The sequence below is a fragment of the Gelidibacter sp. genome (assembly GCF_053579655.1).
This window is the reverse complement of sequence record NZ_JBMDWE010000001.1, coordinates 50931-74487: the sequence shown is the minus strand read 5'-3', so window position 1 is coordinate 74487 and position 23557 is coordinate 50931. Positions and strand designations below refer to the sequence as shown.

Sequence of the window (23557 nt, the reverse complement as noted above, 5' to 3'; positions counted from 1 at the left end):
CTTAAAGGTTCTTGGTCAATTGCTTTACAATTTTATATTCGGACAAAAACTCCTTTGATATCACTTTAATCGTGGTATAAACGGGAACGGCAAGAATCATACCTGGGATACCGGCGAGTAAGCCTCCAGTTATAATTACAATAAAAACTTCTAACGGATGAGAACGAACGCTCTGGCTGAATATGATTGGTTGCGAAATAATATTATCAATAAGTTGTGCAATGCCTACGCCTATAAGGACTTTAATCAAAAGTGGTAATAAATCTGACGAAAAATCAACGCCAAGATTGTTCGAAATCACCACCAAAATCATGACTGCACCGCCAAGAAGAGGCCCTAAATAAGGAATTATATTTAAAAAAGCACAAAGAATGGCAATGGCCAAAGCATTTTTAACATCTAAATTCAGCAATAATAAAAAGTAGATTATAGCGATAACAGTCGTTTGAATTAACAGGCCGATAAAATAACGGGACAATAATTCCTTCACCTTATCCAAAACTCTCAAAAACCGACGTTCTTTACCTTCATCAGCAAGTATAGCTACGGTTTTTGTCATCATACGCTCATCTTTAAGCATGAAGAATGAAATGAATAAAATTGAAAAAATGCCAATTATAAAAGAAGCGATATTATTGACAAAAACATCAACAAAACTCTCAATAAGCTCAGAGTCAAAGTTTCGAGCAAATTCCGTGCGTTTAAAGGCCTCAATGATATTAATCTTTTCGACACCAATATATTCGCTAGCCTGAATATTCAATTCATTCAGATCTTTTTTGACCATTTCGAAATCAATTTCTGAGATGCTTTTGCTTTGCTCGAGAATTATGGGAACGAACAGCCATAAGATCAGCGCAAACAAACCACCGATTAATAATAAGGTGATTACCGCGCCCAGAGTTTTTCCTAATTTCAACTTGTACTTGAAAAAATGAACCACTGGTCTGAAAATAAGTGAGATAACTCCCGAAATAAATACATAGAGTATTAATGACTGAATTTTATAAAGAAAGAAAAGGAGTAGGGCAATGCCAAATACAACGCCTATGGCTTGTAAAATTCCTTTAGAAATCGTTTTTGCTTTCATTTTTTAAATATAAATCAAATATGTCATGTGGTAGCAAGAAAAATTAACGTTATTGAGAAATACGTGCTCAAATAATTAAAATACAATCATCGCATTAGCTGCTTGGTAATTTCATAAAGCACAATACCAGCGGCCTGTACTACGTTCATGCTACTATTTTGTCCAAACATATCAATATGAACAACATGATCAGACAATTCTAAACAGCCTTCAGAAACTCCAAAGTTTTCATCGCCAATCAGAAGTACTAAGGGTTTAATCGTTGAAAACTCCATCTGAGACAGTGATTTACTGTTGCTCGCAATCTCCAAGGCAATAATTTGATAACCTAAAGTTTTAAGCTTGTTTAAAACCACTTCAGCAGTTTCGCACCATTCAAAATCGACATATTTCTCAGTGCTTCTCGAGGTTTTCGTCATCTTTCTACCCAAAGGAATAGGGCTGCCACAAAAGATTAATTTTTCAATTCCAAAAGCATCCGCAGTTCTGAAGAGACTTCCAACGTTGGCCGCATTAGTCACGTTTTCGCACACCAAAGCGATTGGGGATTTGCGCTGATTAAATTTTGAATTGTAATGGGTGAGTTGCATGTGATTAACGATTGGAGATTAGCGATTTTTGATTTTTGAAGTAACTCGGACGCTTGGGAACGATTGGATTGTTGATTAACGATTGTTGATTTTTGAAGTAACTCGGATGCTTTTGGAACGATTGGATTGTTGATGTTTGATTTAGAAAGGTGTCAGTTTTTACTGGTTTTTTGACGCGCTCCCAGAGGGTTTTACGTATTTACATGTCCGATAGCAGGGGCGATATTTTTTGTCTATCATACCTGTGTTCTATCCGCCATGTTCTCAACGGGCACGCTCGCAGAGCGTGTTTACGTATTTGCGAACATTACATTCATTATGAGGTTAATTTATGTCTCCCATCTTAAAGTCTATCATCTATATTCTATTCTCTTTATTCTATTCTCTTTATTTTCTATTTCTAGTTTTCAAAAACATACTTAATAATATTCGCGCCCATTTTCAATGCTCTTTCCCGAACTTCAAAAGGATCGTTGTGGACTTCTTCATCTTCCCAGCCGTTTCCTAGATCGGTTTCATAAGTAAATAACAGGATCAAGCGGTCGTTTTCAAAAATACCGAAGGCTTGAGGTCTTTTACCATCGTGCTCATGAATTTTGGGTAAGCCTTCAGAAAATTTGAAAGCAGAACTAAAAATAGGATGCGTTTTTGGTAATTCGACCAACTCCTTGTTGGGAAAAACTTTTTTCAGCTCCTTCACAAGATAAGGTTGCATGCCGTAATTGTCATCAATATGTAAGAATCCACCAGATAAAAGATAATTCCTTAAGTTTTCAATATCGTTCTCGCTAAAAAACACATTACCGTGTCCCGTCATATGCAGGAAGGGATATTGGAATATTTCAGGACTATCGGGCTCGACCGTTTGTGGTTTGGAATTGATTTTGGTGTTAATATTGGCATTACAGAAAGTAATTAAGTTTGGCAAAGAGGTTGGATTTCCATACCAATCGCCGCCGCCTTTATACTTTAAAACGGCAATTTCCTGGGCATAACCTGTGGCATTTACGCAAATGGTAAAAACCAAAAGCGCAATAAAATGTATTGATATTTTAAAACTGAATGTCATGTGTCAAAAGTATAAATAAAAAAAGTAATGTCCGGTAAAAGAATCAAGACCACTGCGTTGATAGAACATAGAATATAGACTTGTGCCGTAAAGCATTGAAAGCTTTGGGTTTAAAATTTAAGGTCTCTCAAATTTCGCGATTTATATAAGCATTTGTGGTAAAGAATAGAAGAAGTGTATAGTTGAATATTAGAATTAAGAACCAAACCTGATACCATAAAACATTGAACAATTTTAAGAAGAGATGTCGCTCCTCTGGAGCTTATTGTCCATCTATCTATTACATTTAATCTATTAATATGGCGCTCCTATGGAGCTATGAAGATTAAGGAAAATATCATGTTGATTTAAATTTCTCTTTGCGACCTTAGCGGAAAACCATTGCGAACATTGCGTTTAAATAAAAGCTTGATGGTTTAAACGGAAAGAACACAAAGTCCAGCGCAAGGGACGCAATGAAAATGACACTTCGACAAGCTCAGTGGCCGCTACTTTGACAGGCACAGTGGCCGTTGCTTACTTCGACCGAGCTCAGTACAAGTTGTTATTAGAATTAAGAATCAAGCCTTAAACCATAAAGCATTAAACAATTTTAAGAAGAGATGACGCTCCTCTGGAGCTTATTTTCCATCTATCTATTACATTTAATCTATTAATATGGCACTCCTATGGAGCTATAAATATTAAGGGAAATCTCATGTTGATTTAAATTTCTCTTTGCGACCTTAGCGAAAAACCATTGCGACCTTTGCGTTTAAATAATAGTTTGATGATTTAACAGCAAAGTACGCCAAGTCCAGCGCAAGGGACGCAATAAAACTGACACTTCGACAAGCTCAGTGGCCAATACTTTGACAAGCTAAGTTAGTGTTAGTCGTTTGCTTCGACCAAGCTCAGTACAAGTCGCTATTAGAATTAAGAACCAAGCCTGAAACCCTAAAACATTGAACAATTTTGAAAAGAGATGTCGCTTCTCTTGAGCTTTTCGTCTATCTATAACATTTCATCTATTAATATGGCGCTCCTATGGAGCTTCTCTGAATAAGAAATTGCTCTTTAGATGAGTTGAAATTTAAATGGGATTTACTTTCTATAATAATAATAATAATAATAATAATAGCCACAGCGTGGCGACATCTTAATAGAAAATATAGATTATCGCATTTGAGCTCCAGAGGAGCGATATATAATTAATGTGTAAACAGCAGATTATATATACAAACGATTAGAAATCAATAGTATCTTTTTTATTGCCTCATAATACTTGTTTATAGAGACTTAATCTAATTTACATAAAGTATTTATTCATTACAAAAAGCAACGCTATGACAAGCAACAATAGCAGCAGTTTCTGTTCGTAAGCGTGTATTTCCCAAGGTCACAGGTTTGAATCCTGAGGCTATGGCTAATTTGATTTCAGCAGAACTAAAATCACCTTCAGGGCCAATTAATATGAGCACATCAGCACTGGGCTGTAATGCGTTTTTTAAAGATGTTCTTTCTGTTTCTTCGCAATGCGCGATAAATTTTTGACCGTAGAAAGGATGAGCCACGAAATCGCTAAAAGAAATCGCTTCCTGCAGTTCTGGCATATAATAATGCAGCGATTGCTTCATGGCCGACTGTAGAATTTTCTCAAAACGATCATTTTTAATGGCCTTTCGTTCACTATGGTCGCATATAATAGGGGTGATGGTGTCCACACCAATCTCTGTAGCTTTTTCTAAAAACCATTCGTAGCGATCGTTCATTTTTGTTGGTGCTACTGCTAGATGCACTTTATAATTTCGAGAAGGTTCAAAGGATTTGGAAAGAATAATCGCAGTACAGTTTTTTAAGTCTGCAATTGTAATTTCTGCAGTAAAGAGCCAACCTTTGCCATTGGTAATTTGAAGTTGGTCGCCACTGCTTTTACGAAGCACTTTGACGATATGTCGGCTTTCGTCTTTTGTAAAAGAAATTTGAGTGGTTAATTCGTCGAGATCTGGGTTATAAAAAAGCTGCATTGTTGCGTCTGTATGATTAAATTTTAAGTCGAGAAGAAGCCGTTACGTTTTGTTGGGCAAAATCGCCTTCCAAAAACTTCAAATAGCCAACAATGGCAATCATGGCGGCGTTATCTGTGGTAAATTCAAATTTAGGAACATAAGTGGTCCATCCAAATTTTTCTTCGCCATCTTTCAACGCTTGCCTAATACCCGTATTTGCTGAAACGCCACCGCCAATGGCAATATGGGTGATGCCCGTTTCTTTTGTTGCAAGTTTTAACTTATCAATCAAAATTCCGATAATCGTGTATTGAATAGATGCGCAAATATCATTTAAGTTTTCCTCAATAAAATTAGGATTGGCCTTTGTTTCCTTCTGAATGAAATAAAGAATGGCCGTTTTTAATCCAGAAAAACTGAAATTTAGTCCATCAACTTTTGGCTTGGTAAACTTGAAAGCCTTCGGATTCCCTAGTTTTGCGCGTTTGTCAATTTCTGGACCTGCAGGATAACCGAGACCCAATATTTTTCCGCTTTTATCAAAAGCTTCCCCGACGGCATCATCGATCGTTTCGCCAATCACTTCCATTTCAAAATGAGACTTGACTTTTACGATTTGCGTATGTCCGCCAGAAATCGTCATTCCCAAAAACGGAAAAGGCGGCTTGCTAAATCCTTCTTCATCAATAAAATGCGCTAAAATATGGGCTTGCATGTGATTGACGTCAATCAATGGAATATTTAAACCGTAGGCCATCGATTTGGCAAATGAGGTGCCAACCAATAGCGAACCCATTAAACCAGGACCTCGTGTAAAGGCAATAGCACTCAGTTGGGATTGATCCACATTGGCCTTTTGCAATGCTTGATGCACCACAGGAACAATGTTTTGTTGATGGGCTCTTGAGGCTAATTCTGGCACCACGCCACCATAGGCTTCATGAATTTTTTGACCCGCAACAACATTACTTAAAATTTTGCCGTTAAGCATTACGGAAGCAGCAGTGTCATCACATGAAGACTCAATTGCAAGTATATAAATATTTTGTGTAGCCATTAATCTATATTAGGCACAATAATTGTTAATTTTGGCTTCAAAGTTATAACTTTTCAAACGTATCAAAAAACTTTTAAAAATAGCATCTAAAATTGTGGCAATAATTGTATTGCTATTCATCATTTTGGTGCTAAGTCTCTCTATTCCGCCTGTTCAAACTTTTTTGGCAAAAAAGCTTACCAAACGCATTAACGATGACTTTGGGACGCAAATATTTATTGATAAAATCGGACTTCAATTTAATGGCGATGTGGAACTGAAGGGCATTTATATTGAAGATTATAAGCAGGACACGTTAATTGGTATTAAAAACCTGAACACTTCGATTTTAAATTTCCGAAACCTTTACAATAACAAATTAACATTTGGAGATGTTGATGTTCAGGAGTTAACATTTAATATCAGAACCTATTTAGGTGAAAATCAAACTAATTTGGATGTTTTTGTTGCGCGGTTTGATGAAGACAATCCACGGCCTGATAAAAGTAGGTTTTTGCTATCCTCCAGTGATGTTTCTTTTTATAACAGTACTTTTAGGATGATAAATGATAATAAGGAAAACTCAAAAATCCTGGAGTTCAATCATCTTAATCTGAATGCCACTAACTTTTTGATTAACGGCACTGATGTTAGCGCACGATTTAATACCCTTAATTTTGTGGACAGTAGAGGTTTAGCTGTTAAAAATATGGTTACCGATTTTGAGTACACCCTGGATCACATGAGTTTCGCCAATCTTATCATAAAAACACCAGAATCTCTACTTAAAGGCAATTTGACCTTTAAATACAAACGCGAAGATTTACAGGATTTCACAAACAAGGTCCATCTTGTGGCGAATTTTAAGGATTCAGACGTGATGCTTGATGAATTGAACACTTTTTATAACGAATTTGGCGTGGAGGATCATGCCAACTTTAGCGTAAATTTGAGTGGAACCCTTAATGATTTGAACATGATGAATCTGAGGCTCAACACAAGTGCTCAGACCAAAATTTATGGGGACATCAACTTTAAGAATTTATTTAACAGTGAAAGTAATACCTTTGAGATGGATGGCGATTTTAGCAATCTTTCGTCCAATTACTACGATTTAAAATCACTGATGCCCAATGTCCTCGGTGCTTCCATACCAAGTGTTTTTTCTAAGCTTGGAAACTTTACCGCTTATGGGAATACGAGAATCACCTCCACCGATATTGAGGCCACTTTAAAAATCAATACAGCACTTGGCCATATTGATTCAGATTTGAGTTTATTGCGATTTAATGATATTGACAACGCGAGCTATAAAGGCAACATTATCGTTGAAAATTTTGATATCGGACTGCTTTTGGATGATCCAAACATAAAAGAAACGACGTTTGATTTGGATGTAGACGGTAAAGGATTTACACTCGAAAACCTAAAAACCAATATCAAAGGGCATGTGTTCAATCTCACGTACAACAATTACCGCTATGAGAATATTGATATTTCCGGTCAATTGGGAAATAAGATATTTAATGGTGTTTTAGTTTCCAACGATGAAAATTTCAAGTTTAAATTCACTGGTTTGGCGGATATATCTAAAAAAGTCAGTGCGCTCGATTTTACGGCTGAAGTGGAATATGCGAACTTGAAAGCCTTGAATTTCGTTAAGAATGACAGTATTTCAATCTTTAGGGGAACGATTATCATGGATATGGATGGCTCAAATATTGATGACGCCTATGGTAAACTGACGTTCAATAACACTACCTATATTAATGAAAATGACAGCTATTATTTTGATGATTTTGAGATCACCTCTCGATTTAATGAAACTGAACGCATCATCGAAATCAATTCGCCAGACATCATTGAAGGTCATGTCAGCGGCGTTTTCAAAATTAAGGATATCGGCAAACTCGTAGAAAACTCGGTTGGTAGTATTTATACCAATTACGTGCCTCATAAAATCACCAAAGATCAATATCTCGATTTCAATTTCACTATTTACAACAAAATCGTAGAGGTGTTTTATCCTGACCTGGAACTCGGCAAAAACACATTTATTAAGGGACATTTAGAAAGTGATCAACGCGGATTTGATTTGACCTTCAATTCGCCGAAAATTAAATTACTGGATTATTTTGCCAATGATATCCAATTAAAAATAGACAACAAAAATCCTCTTTTTAATACGTTTATAGAAATTGATTCCATCAACACCAAATTCTACAATTTTTCAAAATTCAACCTTATTAACGTCACGGTTAGGGATACCCTGTTTATCAAGTCTGAATTTAGTGGTGGCAAGAACAATAGCGACCTTTTCAATTTGAGTTTATTCTACACCATTGATGAGAACAATAAGTCTGTGGTAGGTTTTAAAAAATCTGACATTACGATCAAGGATAGCAATTGGTATATTAATGAAGATAAAAACCAGCTCAACAAAGTTGCTTTTGACAGAGATTTTAAAGAGTTTAATATTTCCGACTTAGTCTTTAGTCATCAAGATGAAGAAATCCAACTGTCGGGTGTATTGCGAGATTCCACTTACAAAGACTTAAAGCTCAGTTTCCACGAGGTCGATATCAATAAGATAACGCCATCACTTGAAAACATCAGTTTTGGAGGCATCCTTAATGGCACTTTGGATGTCTTCCAACAAAACAGTATATATGTGCCTAACTCAAATATTGCCATTGAAAACCTCAAGTTTAATGATTATCTGTTAGGCGACTTTAAGGCCGATATTGTCGGTAATGAATCCCTGACCAATTATTCGGTGGATTTATTTTTAAGCAACGACAATTTGAAATCATTGGATGCCACGGGCAATATTGACGTCAGTAAAACCAGGTCGGGCATCGATTTGGATATCATGTTTAATGAATTTGATTTGGAACCGCTCAATGTTTTTGGTGCAGATGTCATCAACAACATTCGCGGTTTGGTATCGGGCGACGTCAAAGTTATTGGGAGTTTGAAAAAACCACAAATTGAAGGCGAGTTGGTATTGGATAACGCCGGATTGGCCATCCCGTATTTGAATGTGGATTATGCCTTTGACTTTGACACGGAAGTGACCTTAAAAGAGCAACGATTTATTTTCAATGACGTGACAATGACCGATTCTGAGTTCTTTTCAAGAGCGACCTTAAACGGATTTATGTCGCATCAAAACTTTTCGGATTGGAAGCTCGGATTAACTATCGACACAAACCGATTATTGGTGTTAAATACCGACGATGCCGAGGATGCCATTTATTACGGAACAGCTTTTATGAGCGGCCGCGCCAGTATTAATGGGCCAACCGATCAATTGGTCATTGATGTGGAAGGCAGCACTGCACAAGGTACGGTCTTTAAAATTCCGTTGAATGATGTTGAGAGCTTTGGAGATAACTCCTACATCCATTTTCTGACGCCTGAGGAAAAAGCAGCCCGTTTAAAGGGCGAAGTTATTCAGGAGACACGGGTGAAAGGTTTAGAGCTGAAATTTGATTTGGACGTCAACCAAAACGCCGATATTGAGATAGTCATTGACCGGAATTCTGGAAGTACCATTCAGGGTAGTGGGGAAGGCAACCTTTTATTTGAAATCAATACCAATGGCAAGTTTAAAATGTGGGGCGATTTTTCAGTTTTTAAAGGCGTCTATAATTTTTCTTATGGTGGTTTGATTCAAAAAGATTTGATGGTGGAGCCGGGCGGAAGTATCATCTGGGAAGGCGATCCGCTAAAAGCCGAAATCAATTTGAAGGCCATTTATAAGACAGAAGCCAATCCGTCGGTTTTATTGGACAATCCCATCAACCGAAGTATTCCTGTCAATGTTGAAATTAATCTAACCGGACAACTTGAACAGCCAACTCCCGAATTTGTCTTAGCGTTTCCGAATGCAAGTTCCACAGTGCGTTCAGAGTTGGAATACCGATTGGCAACTAAAGAAAGCAGAGAAAACCAGGCCTTGTTCCTCTTGGCAACAGGTTCATTTGCTAGTGAAATCAGCTTAGGGCAACAGGCTTACGGTACCATTGCCGATCGTGTGAACAGCTTGTTCAATGGTCTCTTATCCAGTGAGGATGATAAGCTTAAATTAGGTATTAACTTTCAAGCAGGGGAGCAAACACCCGATTATAGGTCAGACGACCGATTAGGCTTGACTTTAAGCACTAAAATCAGTGATCGCGTGTTGTTTAATGGTAAGGTTGGGGTGCCGATTGGTGGCGTGAATGAAACCGTTTTTGCTGGAGATGCTGAAATAGAATTGCTTTTGAATGAAGACGGAACCTTATCTGCCAAGTTTTTTAATAGAGAAAATAACATTCGTAATTTTGGTGAAGAAATTGGTTATACACAAGGGGTGGGGTTATCCTATAATGTAGAGTTTGATACCTTCAGGGAGTTGCTCAGAATTATTTTTTCAGGAAAGAATAAAGCCAATGGCACTCCTGAAGAAAAGAAAAAAGGAGCGTCCAATACTGAAGCGCCACTGCCAGCGCATATCAAAATGCGTGAGGAAAAGGACGAAAAATAGAATTAACGCCTCAGTTTTTAAACATTTCCCAGTAAGTTATTAACTAAATCGTTTGAGTTGCTTATCACTCCTTAAAATATAATAATTCCTTCCTTTATTATAGTATTTGTTTAGTAGTTTTACTTTTTTAACAACAACTAAATGTCAAAAAGTATTAAAAAAATTGGGGTAATGACTTCTGGCGGCGATGCTCCTGGAATGAACGCTGCCATTCGTTCAGTAGTTAGAACCTGTGCCTATCACAACATCGAGTGTGTGGGAATATATCGTGGTTACGAAGGCATTATCGAAGGCGATTTTAAATCGATGGATGCCCGTAGCGTTAAAGGTATTATCAATAAAGGTGGAACCGTCCTTAAATCTGCACGATCCAAAGAATTTAGAACGCCCGAAGGCCGAAAAATTGCCTATGACCAACTGATGAAAGCCGAAATAGATGGCCTTGTCGTGATTGGTGGCGATGGGACGTTTAATGGCGGCATGGTTTTCAACGAAGAATTCGAATTTCCAATTATTGGGATTCCGTGTACTATCGATAACGATATTTTCGGAACCACGCATACCATTGGGTTTGACACGGCCTTAAATACCGTGGTGGATTGTATCGATAAAATTCGAGACACGGCGAGTTCACATAACCGACTCTTTTTTGTAGAGGTTATGGGACGTGACGTAGGTCATATTGCATTGAATGCCGGCGTTGGTGCAGGAGCTGAAGAAATCCTTATTCCGGAAGAAAACTTGGGTCTTGAGCGCTTGTTGGAATCCTTAAATAAAAGTAAGGCTTCAGGCAAAACATCAAGCATCGTAGTCGTTGCGGAAGGCGATAAAATCGGAAAAAACGTTTTTGAGCTGAAAGATTATGTTGAATCTACTTTAGATGAATACGACGTTAGAGTTTCTGTTTTAGGCCATATGCAACGAGGTGGTTCACCATCGTGTTTTGATCGTGTGTTAGCGAGTAGAATGGGTGTGAAGGCTGTAGAATCTTTATTAGAAGGAAAAACCAATTATATGGTCGGGCTTCTCAATGAACAAATGGAGTTAACGCCGATAGAACAAGCAGTCAAAGGAAAATCAAAGATCGATAGGGAATTGTTGCGCGTTGCAGATATCATGTCGACTTAGGATTGGTGATTGTTGATTGTTGAGTGAAGATTGATGATTTTTGAAGTATTAAGTCGTGCGATTCGGTATCGGCAGTTTGAAGATTGTCAAGTAATAGAAAATAAATAATTGTAATAAAAAATATAAAAACATGTCAAATTTAAAATTAGGAATAAACGGTTTTGGCCGTATAGGAAGAATCGTTTTTAGAGCAACATTAAATAAACCAAATGTAGAAATTGTAGGTATCAACGATTTATTGGAAGTTGAGCATTTAGCTTATTTATTGAAGTATGACTCCGTTCACGGAAGATTTAATGGTACTGTTGAAGTTAAAGACGGCCATTTAGTAGTGAATGGAAAAACAATCCGCATTACGGCTGAAAGAGATCCACGTAACCTTAAATGGGATGAAGTAGGAGCAGACGTCGTTGCAGATTGTACCGGAATTTTTACAACTTTAGAAATGGCCAATCAACATATTGAAGCTGGCGCTAAAAAAGTTGTTATTTCAGCACCAAGTGCCGATGCCCCAATGTTTGTCATGGGTGTCAACCATAAATCGGCAAAAGCTTCGGATACCATCGTATCTAACGCATCTTGTACCACGAACTGTTTAGCGCCAATGGCTAAAATTATTGATGATAATTTTGGACTTGAAGAAGGGTTGATGACGACGGTTCATGCTGCAACAGCGACACAATTAACCGTTGATGGACCATCAAGAAAAGATTATAGAGGTGGTAGAAGTGTTTTGACCAACATTATCCCATCCTCAACAGGTGCTGCAAAAGCGGTAGGAAAAGTTATACCTAAATTAAACGGAAAACTTACAGGAATGTCATTTAGAGTTCCAACTGCGGATGTATCTGTAGTAGATTTAACTTTTAGAACTGAAAAAGATACTTCATTAGCAGAAATCAAAAAAGCATTTAAAGATGCTTCTGAAGGCGAAATGAAAGGTATTGTAGGTTATACTGAAGACATGGTCGTTTCACAAGATTTTGTTGGAGAAACAAATACCTGTGTTTTTGACGCCGAAGCTTCAATTGAACTCAACTCAAGATTCTTCAAAGTTGTGGGCTGGTATGATAACGAATTTGCGTATTCTACCAAATTAGTTGAATTGGCACAACACATTCATTCTTTATAAGTAACCCATAAATTCCGTATAAGTTTTCCTTTTTATAGATTGAACTTATACGGATTTTTTTATTCCATACATACATGATTTTAATAGTTGATAGTGGATCTACAAAAGCCGATTGGATTTCAGTAGATGACAAAGGCGTTCAGATTCAAGAAAAAATTAGGACTGGCGGTCTAAATCCTGAAATTCTAAAAGAGAAAAAACTCTATAAGATCATCAGAAAGAGTGACGAGTTGATGAAAAGCAAACGTGACGTTACTCACATCTTTTTTTATGGTGCAGGTTGTGGCACTGAAAATCCGAGAATCCTTTTAAAACGTGTACTGGAAGATGTTTTCGTTAATGCTAAGGTTGAAGTATCTGAAGATACCATGGCCGCTGTAAGAGCGACCCTAAATCATGATGATGAACAGGCGATCGTTTGTATCTTGGGCACCGGTTCCAACTGTAGTTATTATGATGGCGAACATATAGATCAACGCATTCAATCTTTGGGATATACCTTAATGGACGATGCCTCGGGGAATTATTTTGGGAAACAATTGGTACGGGATTATTATTTCAATCACATGCCAGAAGTTATCAAGGTTTCCTTTGGAGATAAGTATAATATGGATGCTGATTATATCAAATACAATCTGTATAAACAACCAAGTCCGAATGCGTATTTAGCGAATTTCGCGGAATTTATGTTCTTGAATATCGATTCTACCTATATTCAGGAGATGATTAAGGAAGGCATGCGCATTTTTGCTAAAAACATGATTTTCCAGTACAAAGATGAAGTAAAAAAAGTTCCAGTTCATTTTGCGGGATCCATTGCATTCTTTGCCAAAAAGCAAATTATTGAAATCGCAGAAGAAATGGGCTTCACGGCAGGAAACTTTGTACGACGTCCTATTGAAGGATTGGTAGCCTATCATACGAGAAAATTGTAAGACATCCTTACATTAAAATATAAAGAGCAGTGCATGTTATTCAAACAAATGCACTGCTTTTTTTATGTTTAAAGGTTTCATAACTTGTGTGCTTTATCGATCGATCGTCACCTAGCTTATTATAAATTATGACTTATCACAACAAAAAATTCAGACCCATCCAGAATTCTTCCAACGTAGAAATCTCAGAAGAAACGATTTTTGAATACCAACAAAACGGCAATATCTTGACCTCTGAATATCAAGGTGGCCACATCGTAAAAGGACATTTAATTGGGATAGTAGACAAGGAGGGAACTATTGAGATGCGCTACCATCAGGTGAACACGAAAGGAGAATTAAGGACGGGAATTTGTACATCAAAACCCGAACGTCTTGAAAATGGAAAAATAAGATTGTATGAAACTTGGAAATGGACTTCCGGCGATCAATCCACTGGAACTTCTGTTTTAGAAGAACTATAAGAAACGAAAAATCCCCAAGCTGTTGAAAGAAAGGGGACTTTGTATTTTTAGATTCCGAATTATTTTATCGCAATCATGCTGATCTCTACATTTACAGACCGAGGTAATTTTGCTACTTCAACCGTTTCTCTTGCCGGTGCTGTATCTGCATCAAAATACTTACCATAAACGGCATTGATTTGTCCGAAATTGTTCATGTCACTAATGAAAATTGAGGTTTTAACGACGTTTTCAAAAGTCATATCTGCGGCAGCTAAAACTGCTTTTAAGTTTTCCATCACTTGCGCCGTTTCAGCTTCAATGGAATCAAGAACCAGCTCATTGGTTTTTGGATCAAAGGCAACTTGTCCAGACATATATAAAGTATTGCCTGATAAGATAGCTTGATTATAAGGACCAATTGGTGCCGGAGCGTTGGGTGTATTAATGATCGTTTTCATAATGAGTCTTTTTAGTTTGATTTTTTATAATGTATCTGATAAGGAAAAACGAAATTTTCTATGTTAATTCTTCGATTTTGGAATTTGGAGTTTTTATTTTAGAATTTTTAAATTTTATCTCAATCGTTTATCCGGTTCACGTCGTTTGTCGTATTTGATATCTTTCAGCAAGCCTGATTTAATTCCAATAAAAAAGTTCCATGAACTACGTTCACTGAATGGAATCCAACTGAAATTCATGCGCCAGCTCATTAAATCGCGCTCAAATCGCAATTGGGTGTACGTAAATCCTTGATTCGCGAAATCATAACCAGAGGATACCCCAACCGTCCAACGCGGCGACAAATCCACATCTCCCGAAAACATCAAAGAGTTGGAGGATATTTCATTCTGTCTAATGGTATTGGAGTAATTTACTGCCCATGCCAAACGCAAACTCCATGGAATATTGAAATTGAAAAATTCAGAATTCATTTCCTTTTCCTTATCCTTCTCTCGGTCTTCATCCCCTAAACGCTGATCGGCAAAATTCTGCGATACGCCAAACAAATCATCGTCACGTCCACCACTTCTCAAGCTTTCATCAATAGCTCTTTGGTCGGGTTCTTTGCCACCTTTAAAACTGTCGCTACTTAAGGAGTAACTCAAATTCATGCTGGCTGATGTCAATCGGAATAAACTCCCGCCATTACTGATATTGAATTGGTCCACACGTTTGTTATTATTGTCCAGAGCATACGGATCTAAAGTCATCCCAAAATTGATGCTCATTTTGTTGTCAAAAAATTGCGTTCCACCAGAAACTCTTACCGGACTCCATTGTAAGGAATCGCCAGCAAAATTATAGGAGGTTGAAAAATTAAGATTATTAAGTAAAATAATTTTTTTAGGCTCTGTTTTGGTGGAATCGCGATCTCTTACTTTAGCTTCAAAGTTGTTACCTAAAGATAAACCCAAAGAGCTCGAGAAATTCTTATTTGGTGCGCCATAAAGTGACTCTTCAAAACGGCTGTATTCTGCGCGTGTCAAATCGCCATTGGCGGTGATATAATCAAAAGCGTCATAATATTCATCAAATGCAGGATTGATATTATAACTTATAGATGGCCTCATAATATGTCTGATGGCCTTAATCTTCGTGTCTTTTCCTGGCTTTTCAAAATTGAACATCCCGTAAATCGTGGTTCCAACACTGGTGCTGAAATTATAAGTCCTATAACTATCAAAACCGGTTAAATCTTGTTTTAAGATTTGATTTTCATTTTGATCATAATACTTTCGGATGGTATTAAGCGTCCAGTTTTCCTGAAAATTCGTATTCGCACTCACGCTAAAATGCTTAAATACCTTAAAATTTGTTGAGATCGGAATGCTCTGTTGTACGCCCACTCGGGCATCATCAAACATTTGTGGTTTAAAGAATAAAGAATCTGTAGTTCTTATTCTGTTTTGGGCATTGACGTTGTATTGAAAGTTGATATTATGAATAAGTCCCTTTTTGGTACCGATTGAAGGTGCAAAAGGATATATCCTGCTCACACTTCCCTGAAAGGTAGGTAAGGTCATATCAATTTGCTGCGTTCGGGTGTTTTGGGAGTGTGTTGCGGTAACACTCATATTAACTTGTGGTTCGCCAATAAACGATTTAGAATAGGATACGGATGATGATAAGGTGTTGTTCAAAAAGTTGGAAGCATTCAACTGATTAACCGATTCCTGATAATACTTACTACTTCCTAAGTTGACAGAAGCTGAAAAACGCGAACTCGGATTGGCTTTTGAATCTTGCGAATGTGACCATCGGATATTATAGATCGACGATTTTGAATAATCCGGAAACCCACGTTCACTATTAATTAAACTCTCATATCTTACCCCAAAATTCCCTCTAAACTTATAACGCAACGCATAATTGGATTCCGTGCGTAAGCCGTAGCTTCCATTGGTATAATAATCGCCATACACTGCTAAATCCGCATAATCGCTGATGGCAAAATAATAACCGCCATTTTGAAGATTGTAACCACGTCGGCTATCCTGACCGAAAGTAGGGAAGAGGATCCCTGAAGTTTGCTTCTTGGTCAATGGAAAATAGGCAAATGGCAACCCAATAGGGGTCGGCACATTATAAATGTACATATTGGTCAATCCGGTGACCACCTTTTTATTGGGAACAATTTTCGCTTTTCGCATTAAAAAATAAAACTCCGGATCATCGCGATCTTCGGAAGTTGTAAATTTCCCGCGATTGATAAAATACACCGAATCGTTTTCCTTTTTAGTCACATCGGCAATGATATAACCACCACTTTGTTCTGTTCTGGAATTGAAAATCAGTGCTTTTTTTGTGTCTGTATTGAAGATAATCGAATCAGGCTCGACAAGATTGGCACCTTGTTTAAAGGTTGGCGCCTGCGAATAGACTCCGGCACTATCCTTTAAACGACCTGCATAAACCAAGTTTTTATTGTGATCAATGACAATGATTCCCGCCTTAATCTCCATGTCTTGATAATACACTTCCGCTTCATTATATAAGGTCGTTTGTTTTAAGCGTTGGTTAAGCGTCACATAATCTTTCGCCTTATAATTCACCTTGTCCGTCAAAAACTCCTTATTTTTAGGAAGCGAATCTTGTTTGATACTATCGGTTTCTTTGAGGTTAACAGTTGGCAAAAGTAAAGAATCGACCTTAATGGTCACCATCATGCTATCATTCTGTGTGACTGGTAATATGGGTGTCTGTTTTTTAGGAATTTCTTGGGCGAACCCCAAAGTGTTAATAAACACTGTAAAACTCAGAAGAAAAAGTATATGAAAGCTTTTTGTACGCAATGCTTTTAAGTGTATTTTTGTAAAAGTATGGCTCGGTTTTTGAAAAGTCAAAATTACATATATTTTTTTGTGATTGATTACTATTCATTTAAATTTTAAAAATTAATATCATCCGAGTTTTTTATTCGTTAAGACCTTTATGAGAACGCTATTACATTTCACTTTTGTATTAAATATATTATTATTCGCCAGTTTTACAACCCCAAGCCACGCCTTTCAAAAAAATAAGGACAAATTTGTGGTGGTTTTAGATGCTGGTCATGGTGGACACGATCCTGGAAACGTCGGAAATGGTTATAAGGAGAAGGAAATTGCCCTCAACATCGTTTTGAGCGTGGGTAAGGCTTTGGAGAAACATCCTAATATCAAGGTTATTTACACCCGGAAAACCGATGTTTTTGTCCCTTTAAGAGATCGTGCAAAAGTAGCTAATAATGCTGATGCTGATTTGTTCGTATCCATACATTGCAACTCACACCATACAGGAGCTCATGGCACGGAAACTTTTGTTTTGGGATTGCACGAAAATCAACGAAACTTCGAAATCGCAAAGAAGGAGAATGAGGTTATCTTCTTGGAGGAAGACTATAAATCGCATTATGATGGATTTGATCCCAACGCTCCCGAATCCTTCATTGGGCTTACTTTAATGCAAGAAGAATATTTGGATCAAAGCACACAGTTGGCGCGCTTGGTCCAAGATAATTTCACAAAAACACTTAAGCGCATTGATAGAGGAGTCAAACAAGCTGGCTTTTGGGTCTTGCACAATACCTATATGCCAAGTGTTTTGGTGGAAACGGGCTTCTTGACCTACAAACCTGAAGGCGCATATCTCAATTCTGAAAAAGGTCAAAACGAAATGTCCCTATCCATATATAAAGGCGTTATGGACTACAAAATGATTTTAGATAGAAATGTAGGACAAAATCTTTATAAAAATATAGCCAATAAGGAAGTCGTCAAAGAGGCTGTAGATGAAGAAATCAAGTCCCATAGTGCTTCAAAAGTCGTTTATCCCAATACGGTTTTCAAAATTCAGCTAGCGGCAGGCTTGAATAAGCTTGAACCTAAACCGCATAACTTCAAAGGGTTAAAAGAAATTTCCATAGAAAAGGAAGACCGGTTGTTTAAATATTTTTACGGCAATACTTCCGATTACAACGAAATTAAAAAAATGGCAGCTGTCGCAAAGGCAAAAGGTTATCCCGACTCCTTTATTGTGGCTTATCAAAACGGAAAACGTGTCAACGTGTCCCAAGTCATAAATTCTGCCTCTAATTAAAAAGATTCTTAATATTTTTATACCTAATTTTGTAAGCAACTAAATCTGAAACACATTGAAAATATCAAGAGAAGTTAAGACCGCAATACTAGTCATATCAGGAGTACTCCTGATGGTATTTACCTTTAATTATTTGAAAGGTCTCAACATATTACAGAAACACAACCGATACCAAACGGAATTTGATTATAATGCCCTAAACACCTCGTCCATAGTAACCATAAAAGGAAATACAATCGGGAAGGTTGAGGCCATTACTTACGACGATAAAACTGGTAAAACCATAGTCACTATTATCATTACTGGTGATGTTAACTTTTCCACAAACAGCAAAATCCGAATGTATGAAACCGGATTAATGGGCGGGAATGCTTTGGCCATTATACCTATGCCTGGTCCTGAATTGGCGAAAAACGGTGATTTTTTACAATCTGAAGTTGAAGAAGGTCTCGTTACAAGTCTCACAAAAAACTTCTCGGGCATCAGCAGCAATTTGGGCGTGACCTTAAAAGCTGCCGATTCTTTAATGAACAATTTTAACCGCTTAATTATCAATGATAATGACGATGGCATAAAAGCGGCTATTGCAGAACTCAACAAAACCATCATTTCTTTTAGAGAAATGGCAAATGCCATGAATAAATTAGTGGTTAAAAATGATGCTACACTAACTTCTGCACTTGGTAATTTTGAGGCTTTATCTAGCAACCTGGCAGAAATAACTACGGAAGTCAAGAAAGTTGAAATTTCAAAAACTTTTGCAAATCTCGACCAGACCCTTCAAGAGGTTAATGGGATGTTGGCCGATGTTAAGGATGGAAAAGGTTCCCTTGGAAAATTACTTAATGATGATAAATTATATACCAATTTAGAGGGCGCTTCTTTGCAAATGGAGCAACTCTTGCAAGATTTCAAATTAAATCCGAAACGCTATGTCCATTTTTCTGTTTTTGGAAAAAAACCGAAAAGTTTTGATGCTGAGGGCAACATCATTGAAGATGAAAAAACACAACCAGAAGAAATACAGATAGAACTACAAAACAACTAAGCCTAATTAACCAGCTCATAATGAATTACATTCCAAATATACTGTTTGCCATTGTCCTCGTTCTTGGCATTGGTTACTTTGCAAAAAATGTAAAAAAACTAATCCGCAATATCAAATTGGGCCAGGATGTTGATACAAGCGACAACACGTCTCAACGCTGGAAAAACATGGCAATGATTGCGCTTGGGCAAAGTAAAATGGTCAAAAGACCAGTGGCTGGCTTTTTACATATCATTGTTTATTTAGGGTTTATCATTATTAATCTTGAAGTTCTAGAGATTATTCTTGATGGACTTTTTTCAGGTGTGATTTATGAAAACCACCGACTGTTTGCTTCCATTTTACCGACGTCAGTCTACGGTTTCTTAATTGGAAGTTTTGAAATCCTCGCGGTTCTTGTTTTTGTATCCGTTATTATCTTTTGGATCCGAAGAAACATTATTAAAGTGAGACGTTTTTGGATGGCCGAAATGACCAGCTGGCCTAAAAGTGACGCCAATTACATTCTTTATATTGAAATGATTCTGATGGGACTTTTCCTGTTAATGAATGCCACCGATTTAAGATTTCAAGCCATGGAAAGCGGGAATATCATCAGTCAGTTTCTAGCACCATTCTTTAGCGGACTTCCAGACGGCACGATTCATATGATCGAGCGCGGCGCTTGGTGGCTGCACATTATAGGCATCTTAGGATTCTTGAATTACCTTTATTTCTCTAAGCACTTACATATTCTTTTAGCCTTTCCAAACACCTATTACGGCAAAGTGAAACCTAAAGGAGGATTTGATAATTTGGAGTCCGTGACCAATGAGGTCAAAATGATGATGGATCCAACGGTCGATCATTTTGCAGCACAACCAGAAAGCGCAGAAGCTCCAGCTAAATTTGGCGCAAGTGATGTTCAGGATTTGAGTTGGGTGCAATTACTCAATGCCTATACCTGTACAGAATGTGGCCGTTGTACCAGTGAATGTCCTGCCAACCAAACGGGCAAAAAACTCTCACCTCGTAAAATTATGATGGATACCAGAGACCGTTTGGAAGAAGTCGGCAAAAACATCGATGCCAATAATGGCACTTTTAAAGAAGATGGCAAGCAATTGCTGGACAATTATATAACAAGAGAAGAACTTTGGGCGTGTACCACGTGCAATGCGTGCGTTGAAGCGTGCCCTGTAAGCATTGACCCCATGTCCATTATTATGGAAATGCGCCGTTATTTGGTCATGGAACAATCCGCAGCACCGATGGAGCTGAATAATATGATGGCTAATATTGAAAACAACGGAGCGCCGTGGCCATATAACCAAATGGACAGATTAAACTGGAAAGATGAAGCCTAGAAAAGGTTGAAAGTTAGAAGTTAAAAGTTTAGACCCTAAACTCCTAAATATATAAACTCATCAACTCAAAACTAAATCAACTCATCAATTCCAAAACTAACAAACTATTAAAAATGAGCAATACATTGAAAGTGCCAACAATGGCAGAATATATGGCGGAAGGAAAGCAACCCGAAGTACTCTTTTGGGTTGGTTGCATGGGAAGTTTTGATGATCGAGCAAAAAAGGTGACCAAAGCTTTTGTCAAATTGCTACATAAATCTAATGTTGATTTTGCTGTTTTAGGAACCGAAGAAAGCTGTACAGGAGATCCTGCAAAACGCGCTGGGAACGAATTTCTTTTTCAGATGCAAGCCGTCACCAATATTGAAGTACTCAATGGTTATGGAATCAAGAAAATTGTTACGGCTTGTCCGCATTGTTTCAATACCATAAAAAATGAATATCCAGGACTTGGTGGCAATTACGAAATCATGCATCATACGCAATTTCTTAAATCACTTTTGGATGAAGGGCGATTAACCATTGAAGGTGGACAATTTAAAGGCAAACGCATTACATTCCATGATCCTTGTTATTTGGGACGTGGTAACGGTATTTATGAAGCGCCAAGAGAATTGATCAGAAAATTGGATGCCGAATTAGTTGAAATGAAAAGTTGTAAATCTCGTGGACTTTGTTGTGGTGCTGGGGGAGCTCAAATGTTTAAAGAAGCAGAAAAAGGAGATAAAGAGATTAACATTGCGCGAACCGAACAAGCTATTGACGTTAAGGCGGATATCATAGCTGCAGGTTGCCCATTTTGTAATACGATGATGACTGATGGTGTGAAATCAAAAGATAAAGAGTCTGAAATGGCAGTGATGGATATTGCAGAATTAATTGCAAACGCTCAGGATTTGTAATGGCCCACGAGATATTTCTATTAAACATTTCTGGACAGGATAAACCAGGTTTAACCTCTAGTTTAACCAATGTTTTGGCACATTATGAAGCCAAAATATTAGATATCGGCCAAGCCAACATCCACGACACCTTATCTTTAGGTTTTTTATTCCAAATTGAATCCGGAGACAAATCGGCTGCAGTTTTAAAGGATTTATTATTTAAAGCTTATGAGCTTGGTGTCAAAGCGAAATTCAAACCAATTGCATCTAATGATTACGAAAAATGGGTTGGCAACCAAGGTAAGGATCGTTATATCGTTACCATTTTGGGAGAAAAATTAACCGCAGAGCAGATTTCAAAGGTCACTCAAGTTATTTCAGATAAAAACTTAAATATTGACGCCATTAAACGGCTTACTGGTCGTTTGTCGCTCACTAAAGAAGAAGATTATCCAAGAGCATCGATTGAACTCTCCATTAGAGGTAGAATTGATAATAAGTCTGAACTGACCGCGAGGTTTATGCAAATCTCTCATGATTTGGGCGTGGACATCGCTTTTCAGGAAGATAATATTTACAGGCGTAACCGACGTTTGGTATGTTTTGATATGGATTCCACCTTAATTCAGGCGGAAGTCATCGATAGACTAGCGGAATTGGCTGGTGTTGGCGATGAAGTCAAAGCCATTACAGAAGCGGCGATGAATGGCGAAATTGACTTTAGTGAAAGCTTTATTCGTCGCATGAAATTGTTAAAAGGTTTAAACGAAGATGTATTAGAGGATGTCGCGATCAATTTACCAATAACCAAAGGTGCAAGAAGATTGATTGATACCCTCAAAAAATATGGTTTTAAAACGGCTATATTATCTGGTGGATTTACCTATTTCGGAAACTATCTGCAAAAGGAATTAGGGATTGATTATGTGTATGCCAACCAATTAGAAATTAAAGACGGCAAGCTCACAGGGAACTATCTTGGAGAGATTGTTGATGGCAATAAAAAAGCAGAATACCTTCAAGAACTTGCTAACAAGGAAGGTATTGATATTAATCAAACCATAGCCGTTGGTGATGGCGCAAACGACTTGCCAATGCTTAATCTCGCTGGATTAGGAATTGCCTTTCATGCAAAACCCACCGTAAAAAATAATGCGCAAAGTGCCATTTCCAGTATCGGACTGGATGGTGTTTTGTATCTATTAGGATATCACGATAGACATATCGATTTAATTAAATAACAGAATAAAATGCTAGTCGATTTTAATACCTTACCGGAAGAGTCAAGAGTTTGGATTTACCAAGCCAGTCGTTCATTTTCAGATGAAGAGATTGAACAAATAGAATCTAAATTACAGACGTTTATATCCAATTGGACAGCTCATGGCAGCGACTTACAATCAGGCTACCTTATTAAATACAAACGATTTATAATAATTGCCATAAATCAAAGTTTAACCATGGCTACAGGCTGTAGTATTGATGCTTCCGTCCAATTTATTCAGCATTTGGAAAAAGAATACAACGTCGATTTGTTGGACAAAATGAATGTGTCTTACAAACAAGGCGATTTCATTGCCTACAAAACTTTAGTGGATTTTAAGAAAATGGCGAAAGAAAAAGCGGTTTCAAAAAACACCATTGTCTTCAATAATTTGGTCAATACAATCATGGAATTCAATGAAAACTGGGAAGTTCCCGCTAGTGAAAGTTGGCACAGTAGGTTTATGAGTTAAGCCTTTAATCACATATT

General features: G+C 37.4%; 18 protein-coding genes. 11 read left to right on the top strand and 7 right to left on the bottom strand.

The features are described 5' to 3' along the window. Position 1 precedes the first annotated feature (1 nt). The 5 genes from ACOH2D_RS00315 to tsaD all read right to left on the bottom strand — a co-directional run bounded on the left by ACOH2D_RS00315 (position 2) and on the right by tsaD (position 5794). The gene (locus ACOH2D_RS00315) at positions 2–1090 is read right to left on the bottom strand and encodes an AI-2E family transporter (RefSeq protein WP_348035651.1); all 1089 of its coding nucleotides are present in this window, start codon (positions 1088–1090) and stop codon (positions 2–4) included. 86 nt (positions 1091–1176) lie between these two features. Beyond that, positions 1177–1680 carry a TrmH family RNA methyltransferase gene (locus ACOH2D_RS00310; protein ID WP_348035652.1) on the bottom strand — a complete coding sequence of 168 codons (504 nt, stop codon included), beginning with the start codon at positions 1678–1680 and terminating at the stop codon, positions 1177–1179. 400 nt (positions 1681–2080) lie between these two features. Then, on the bottom strand, positions 2081–2749 hold the full coding sequence (locus ACOH2D_RS00305) for a DUF4159 domain-containing protein (RefSeq protein WP_449534049.1): 669 nt from the start codon (positions 2747–2749) through the stop codon (positions 2081–2083). Between the two features lie 1301 nt (positions 2750–4050). Next, on the bottom strand, positions 4051–4755 hold the full coding sequence (locus tag ACOH2D_RS00300) for a 16S rRNA (uracil(1498)-N(3))-methyltransferase (protein WP_449534048.1): 705 nt from the start codon (positions 4753–4755) through the stop codon (positions 4051–4053). A gap of 16 nt (positions 4756–4771) precedes the next feature. Further along, complete coding sequence (tsaD, locus tag ACOH2D_RS00295) at positions 4772–5794, bottom strand: tRNA (adenosine(37)-N6)-threonylcarbamoyltransferase complex transferase subunit TsaD (protein WP_348035656.1); 1023 nt, start codon at positions 5792–5794, stop codon at positions 4772–4774. A 94-nt stretch (positions 5795–5888) separates the two neighbouring features. Between tsaD and ACOH2D_RS00290 the strand changes: the two genes are divergently transcribed. From ACOH2D_RS00290 to ACOH2D_RS00270, 5 genes are all read left to right on the top strand, one after another. Beyond that, positions 5889–10304 carry a translocation/assembly module TamB domain-containing protein gene (locus tag ACOH2D_RS00290; RefSeq protein WP_449534047.1) on the top strand — a complete coding sequence of 1472 codons (4416 nt, stop codon included), beginning with the start codon at positions 5889–5891 and terminating at the stop codon, positions 10302–10304. 141 nt (positions 10305–10445) lie between these two features. Continuing rightward, complete coding sequence (gene pfkA / locus ACOH2D_RS00285; protein ID WP_348037382.1) at positions 10446–11432, top strand: 6-phosphofructokinase; 987 nt, start codon at positions 10446–10448, stop codon at positions 11430–11432. A 130-nt stretch (positions 11433–11562) separates the two neighbouring features. Continuing rightward, on the top strand, positions 11563–12564 hold the full coding sequence (gene gap / locus ACOH2D_RS00280; protein WP_348037380.1) for a type I glyceraldehyde-3-phosphate dehydrogenase: 1002 nt from the start codon (positions 11563–11565) through the stop codon (positions 12562–12564). Positions 12565–12638: 74 nt separating this feature from the next. Further along, on the top strand, positions 12639–13499 hold the full coding sequence (locus ACOH2D_RS00275) for an N-acetylglucosamine kinase (protein WP_348037378.1): 861 nt from the start codon (positions 12639–12641) through the stop codon (positions 13497–13499). A gap of 128 nt (positions 13500–13627) precedes the next feature. Then, a complete protein-coding gene (locus tag ACOH2D_RS00270; RefSeq protein ID WP_348037376.1) occupies positions 13628–13963 on the top strand; it encodes an avidin-fold protein in 336 nt (111 codons plus the stop codon). Positions 13964–14022: 59 nt separating this feature from the next. Here the strand turns inward: ACOH2D_RS00270 and ACOH2D_RS00265 are convergent, their stop codons facing one another. Both ACOH2D_RS00265 and ACOH2D_RS00260 read right to left on the bottom strand, forming a co-directional pair. Further along, the gene (locus ACOH2D_RS00265; RefSeq protein WP_348037374.1) at positions 14023–14403 is read right to left on the bottom strand and encodes a Rid family detoxifying hydrolase; all 381 of its coding nucleotides are present in this window, start codon (positions 14401–14403) and stop codon (positions 14023–14025) included. Between the two features lie 114 nt (positions 14404–14517). Next, the gene (locus tag ACOH2D_RS00260; RefSeq protein WP_348037372.1) at positions 14518–17289 is read right to left on the bottom strand and encodes a putative LPS assembly protein LptD; all 2772 of its coding nucleotides are present in this window, start codon (positions 17287–17289) and stop codon (positions 14518–14520) included. A gap of 88 nt (positions 17290–17377) precedes the next feature. Here ACOH2D_RS00260 and ACOH2D_RS00255 point away from each other — a divergent pair, with 88 nt between their 5' ends. The 6 genes from ACOH2D_RS00255 (at position 17378) to ACOH2D_RS00230 (ending at position 23540) form a co-directional block, all read left to right on the top strand. Further along, complete coding sequence (locus ACOH2D_RS00255) at positions 17378–18523, top strand: N-acetylmuramoyl-L-alanine amidase family protein (RefSeq protein WP_348037370.1); 1146 nt, start codon at positions 17378–17380, stop codon at positions 18521–18523. A 55-nt stretch (positions 18524–18578) separates the two neighbouring features. Further along, positions 18579–19571 (top strand): MlaD family protein, encoded by a 993-nt coding sequence (locus ACOH2D_RS00250; RefSeq protein WP_348037368.1) that lies wholly within the window; start codon positions 18579–18581, stop codon positions 19569–19571. 20 nt (positions 19572–19591) lie between these two features. Continuing rightward, positions 19592–20917 carry a 4Fe-4S dicluster domain-containing protein gene (locus tag ACOH2D_RS00245; RefSeq protein ID WP_348037366.1) on the top strand — a complete coding sequence of 442 codons (1326 nt, stop codon included), beginning with the start codon at positions 19592–19594 and terminating at the stop codon, positions 20915–20917. A 113-nt stretch (positions 20918–21030) separates the two neighbouring features. Next, on the top strand, positions 21031–21822 hold the full coding sequence (locus ACOH2D_RS00240; protein ID WP_348037364.1) for a (Fe-S)-binding protein: 792 nt from the start codon (positions 21031–21033) through the stop codon (positions 21820–21822). Beyond that, positions 21822–23045 carry a phosphoserine phosphatase SerB gene (gene serB, locus ACOH2D_RS00235; protein WP_449534046.1) on the top strand — a complete coding sequence of 408 codons (1224 nt, stop codon included), beginning with the start codon at positions 21822–21824 and terminating at the stop codon, positions 23043–23045. The genes ACOH2D_RS00240 and serB overlap by 1 nt, the downstream gene beginning before the upstream one ends. Before the next feature lie 9 nt (positions 23046–23054). Further along, the gene (locus tag ACOH2D_RS00230; protein WP_348037360.1) at positions 23055–23540 is read left to right on the top strand and encodes an ABC transporter ATPase; all 486 of its coding nucleotides are present in this window, start codon (positions 23055–23057) and stop codon (positions 23538–23540) included. Positions 23541–23557: the final 17 nt, after the last annotated feature.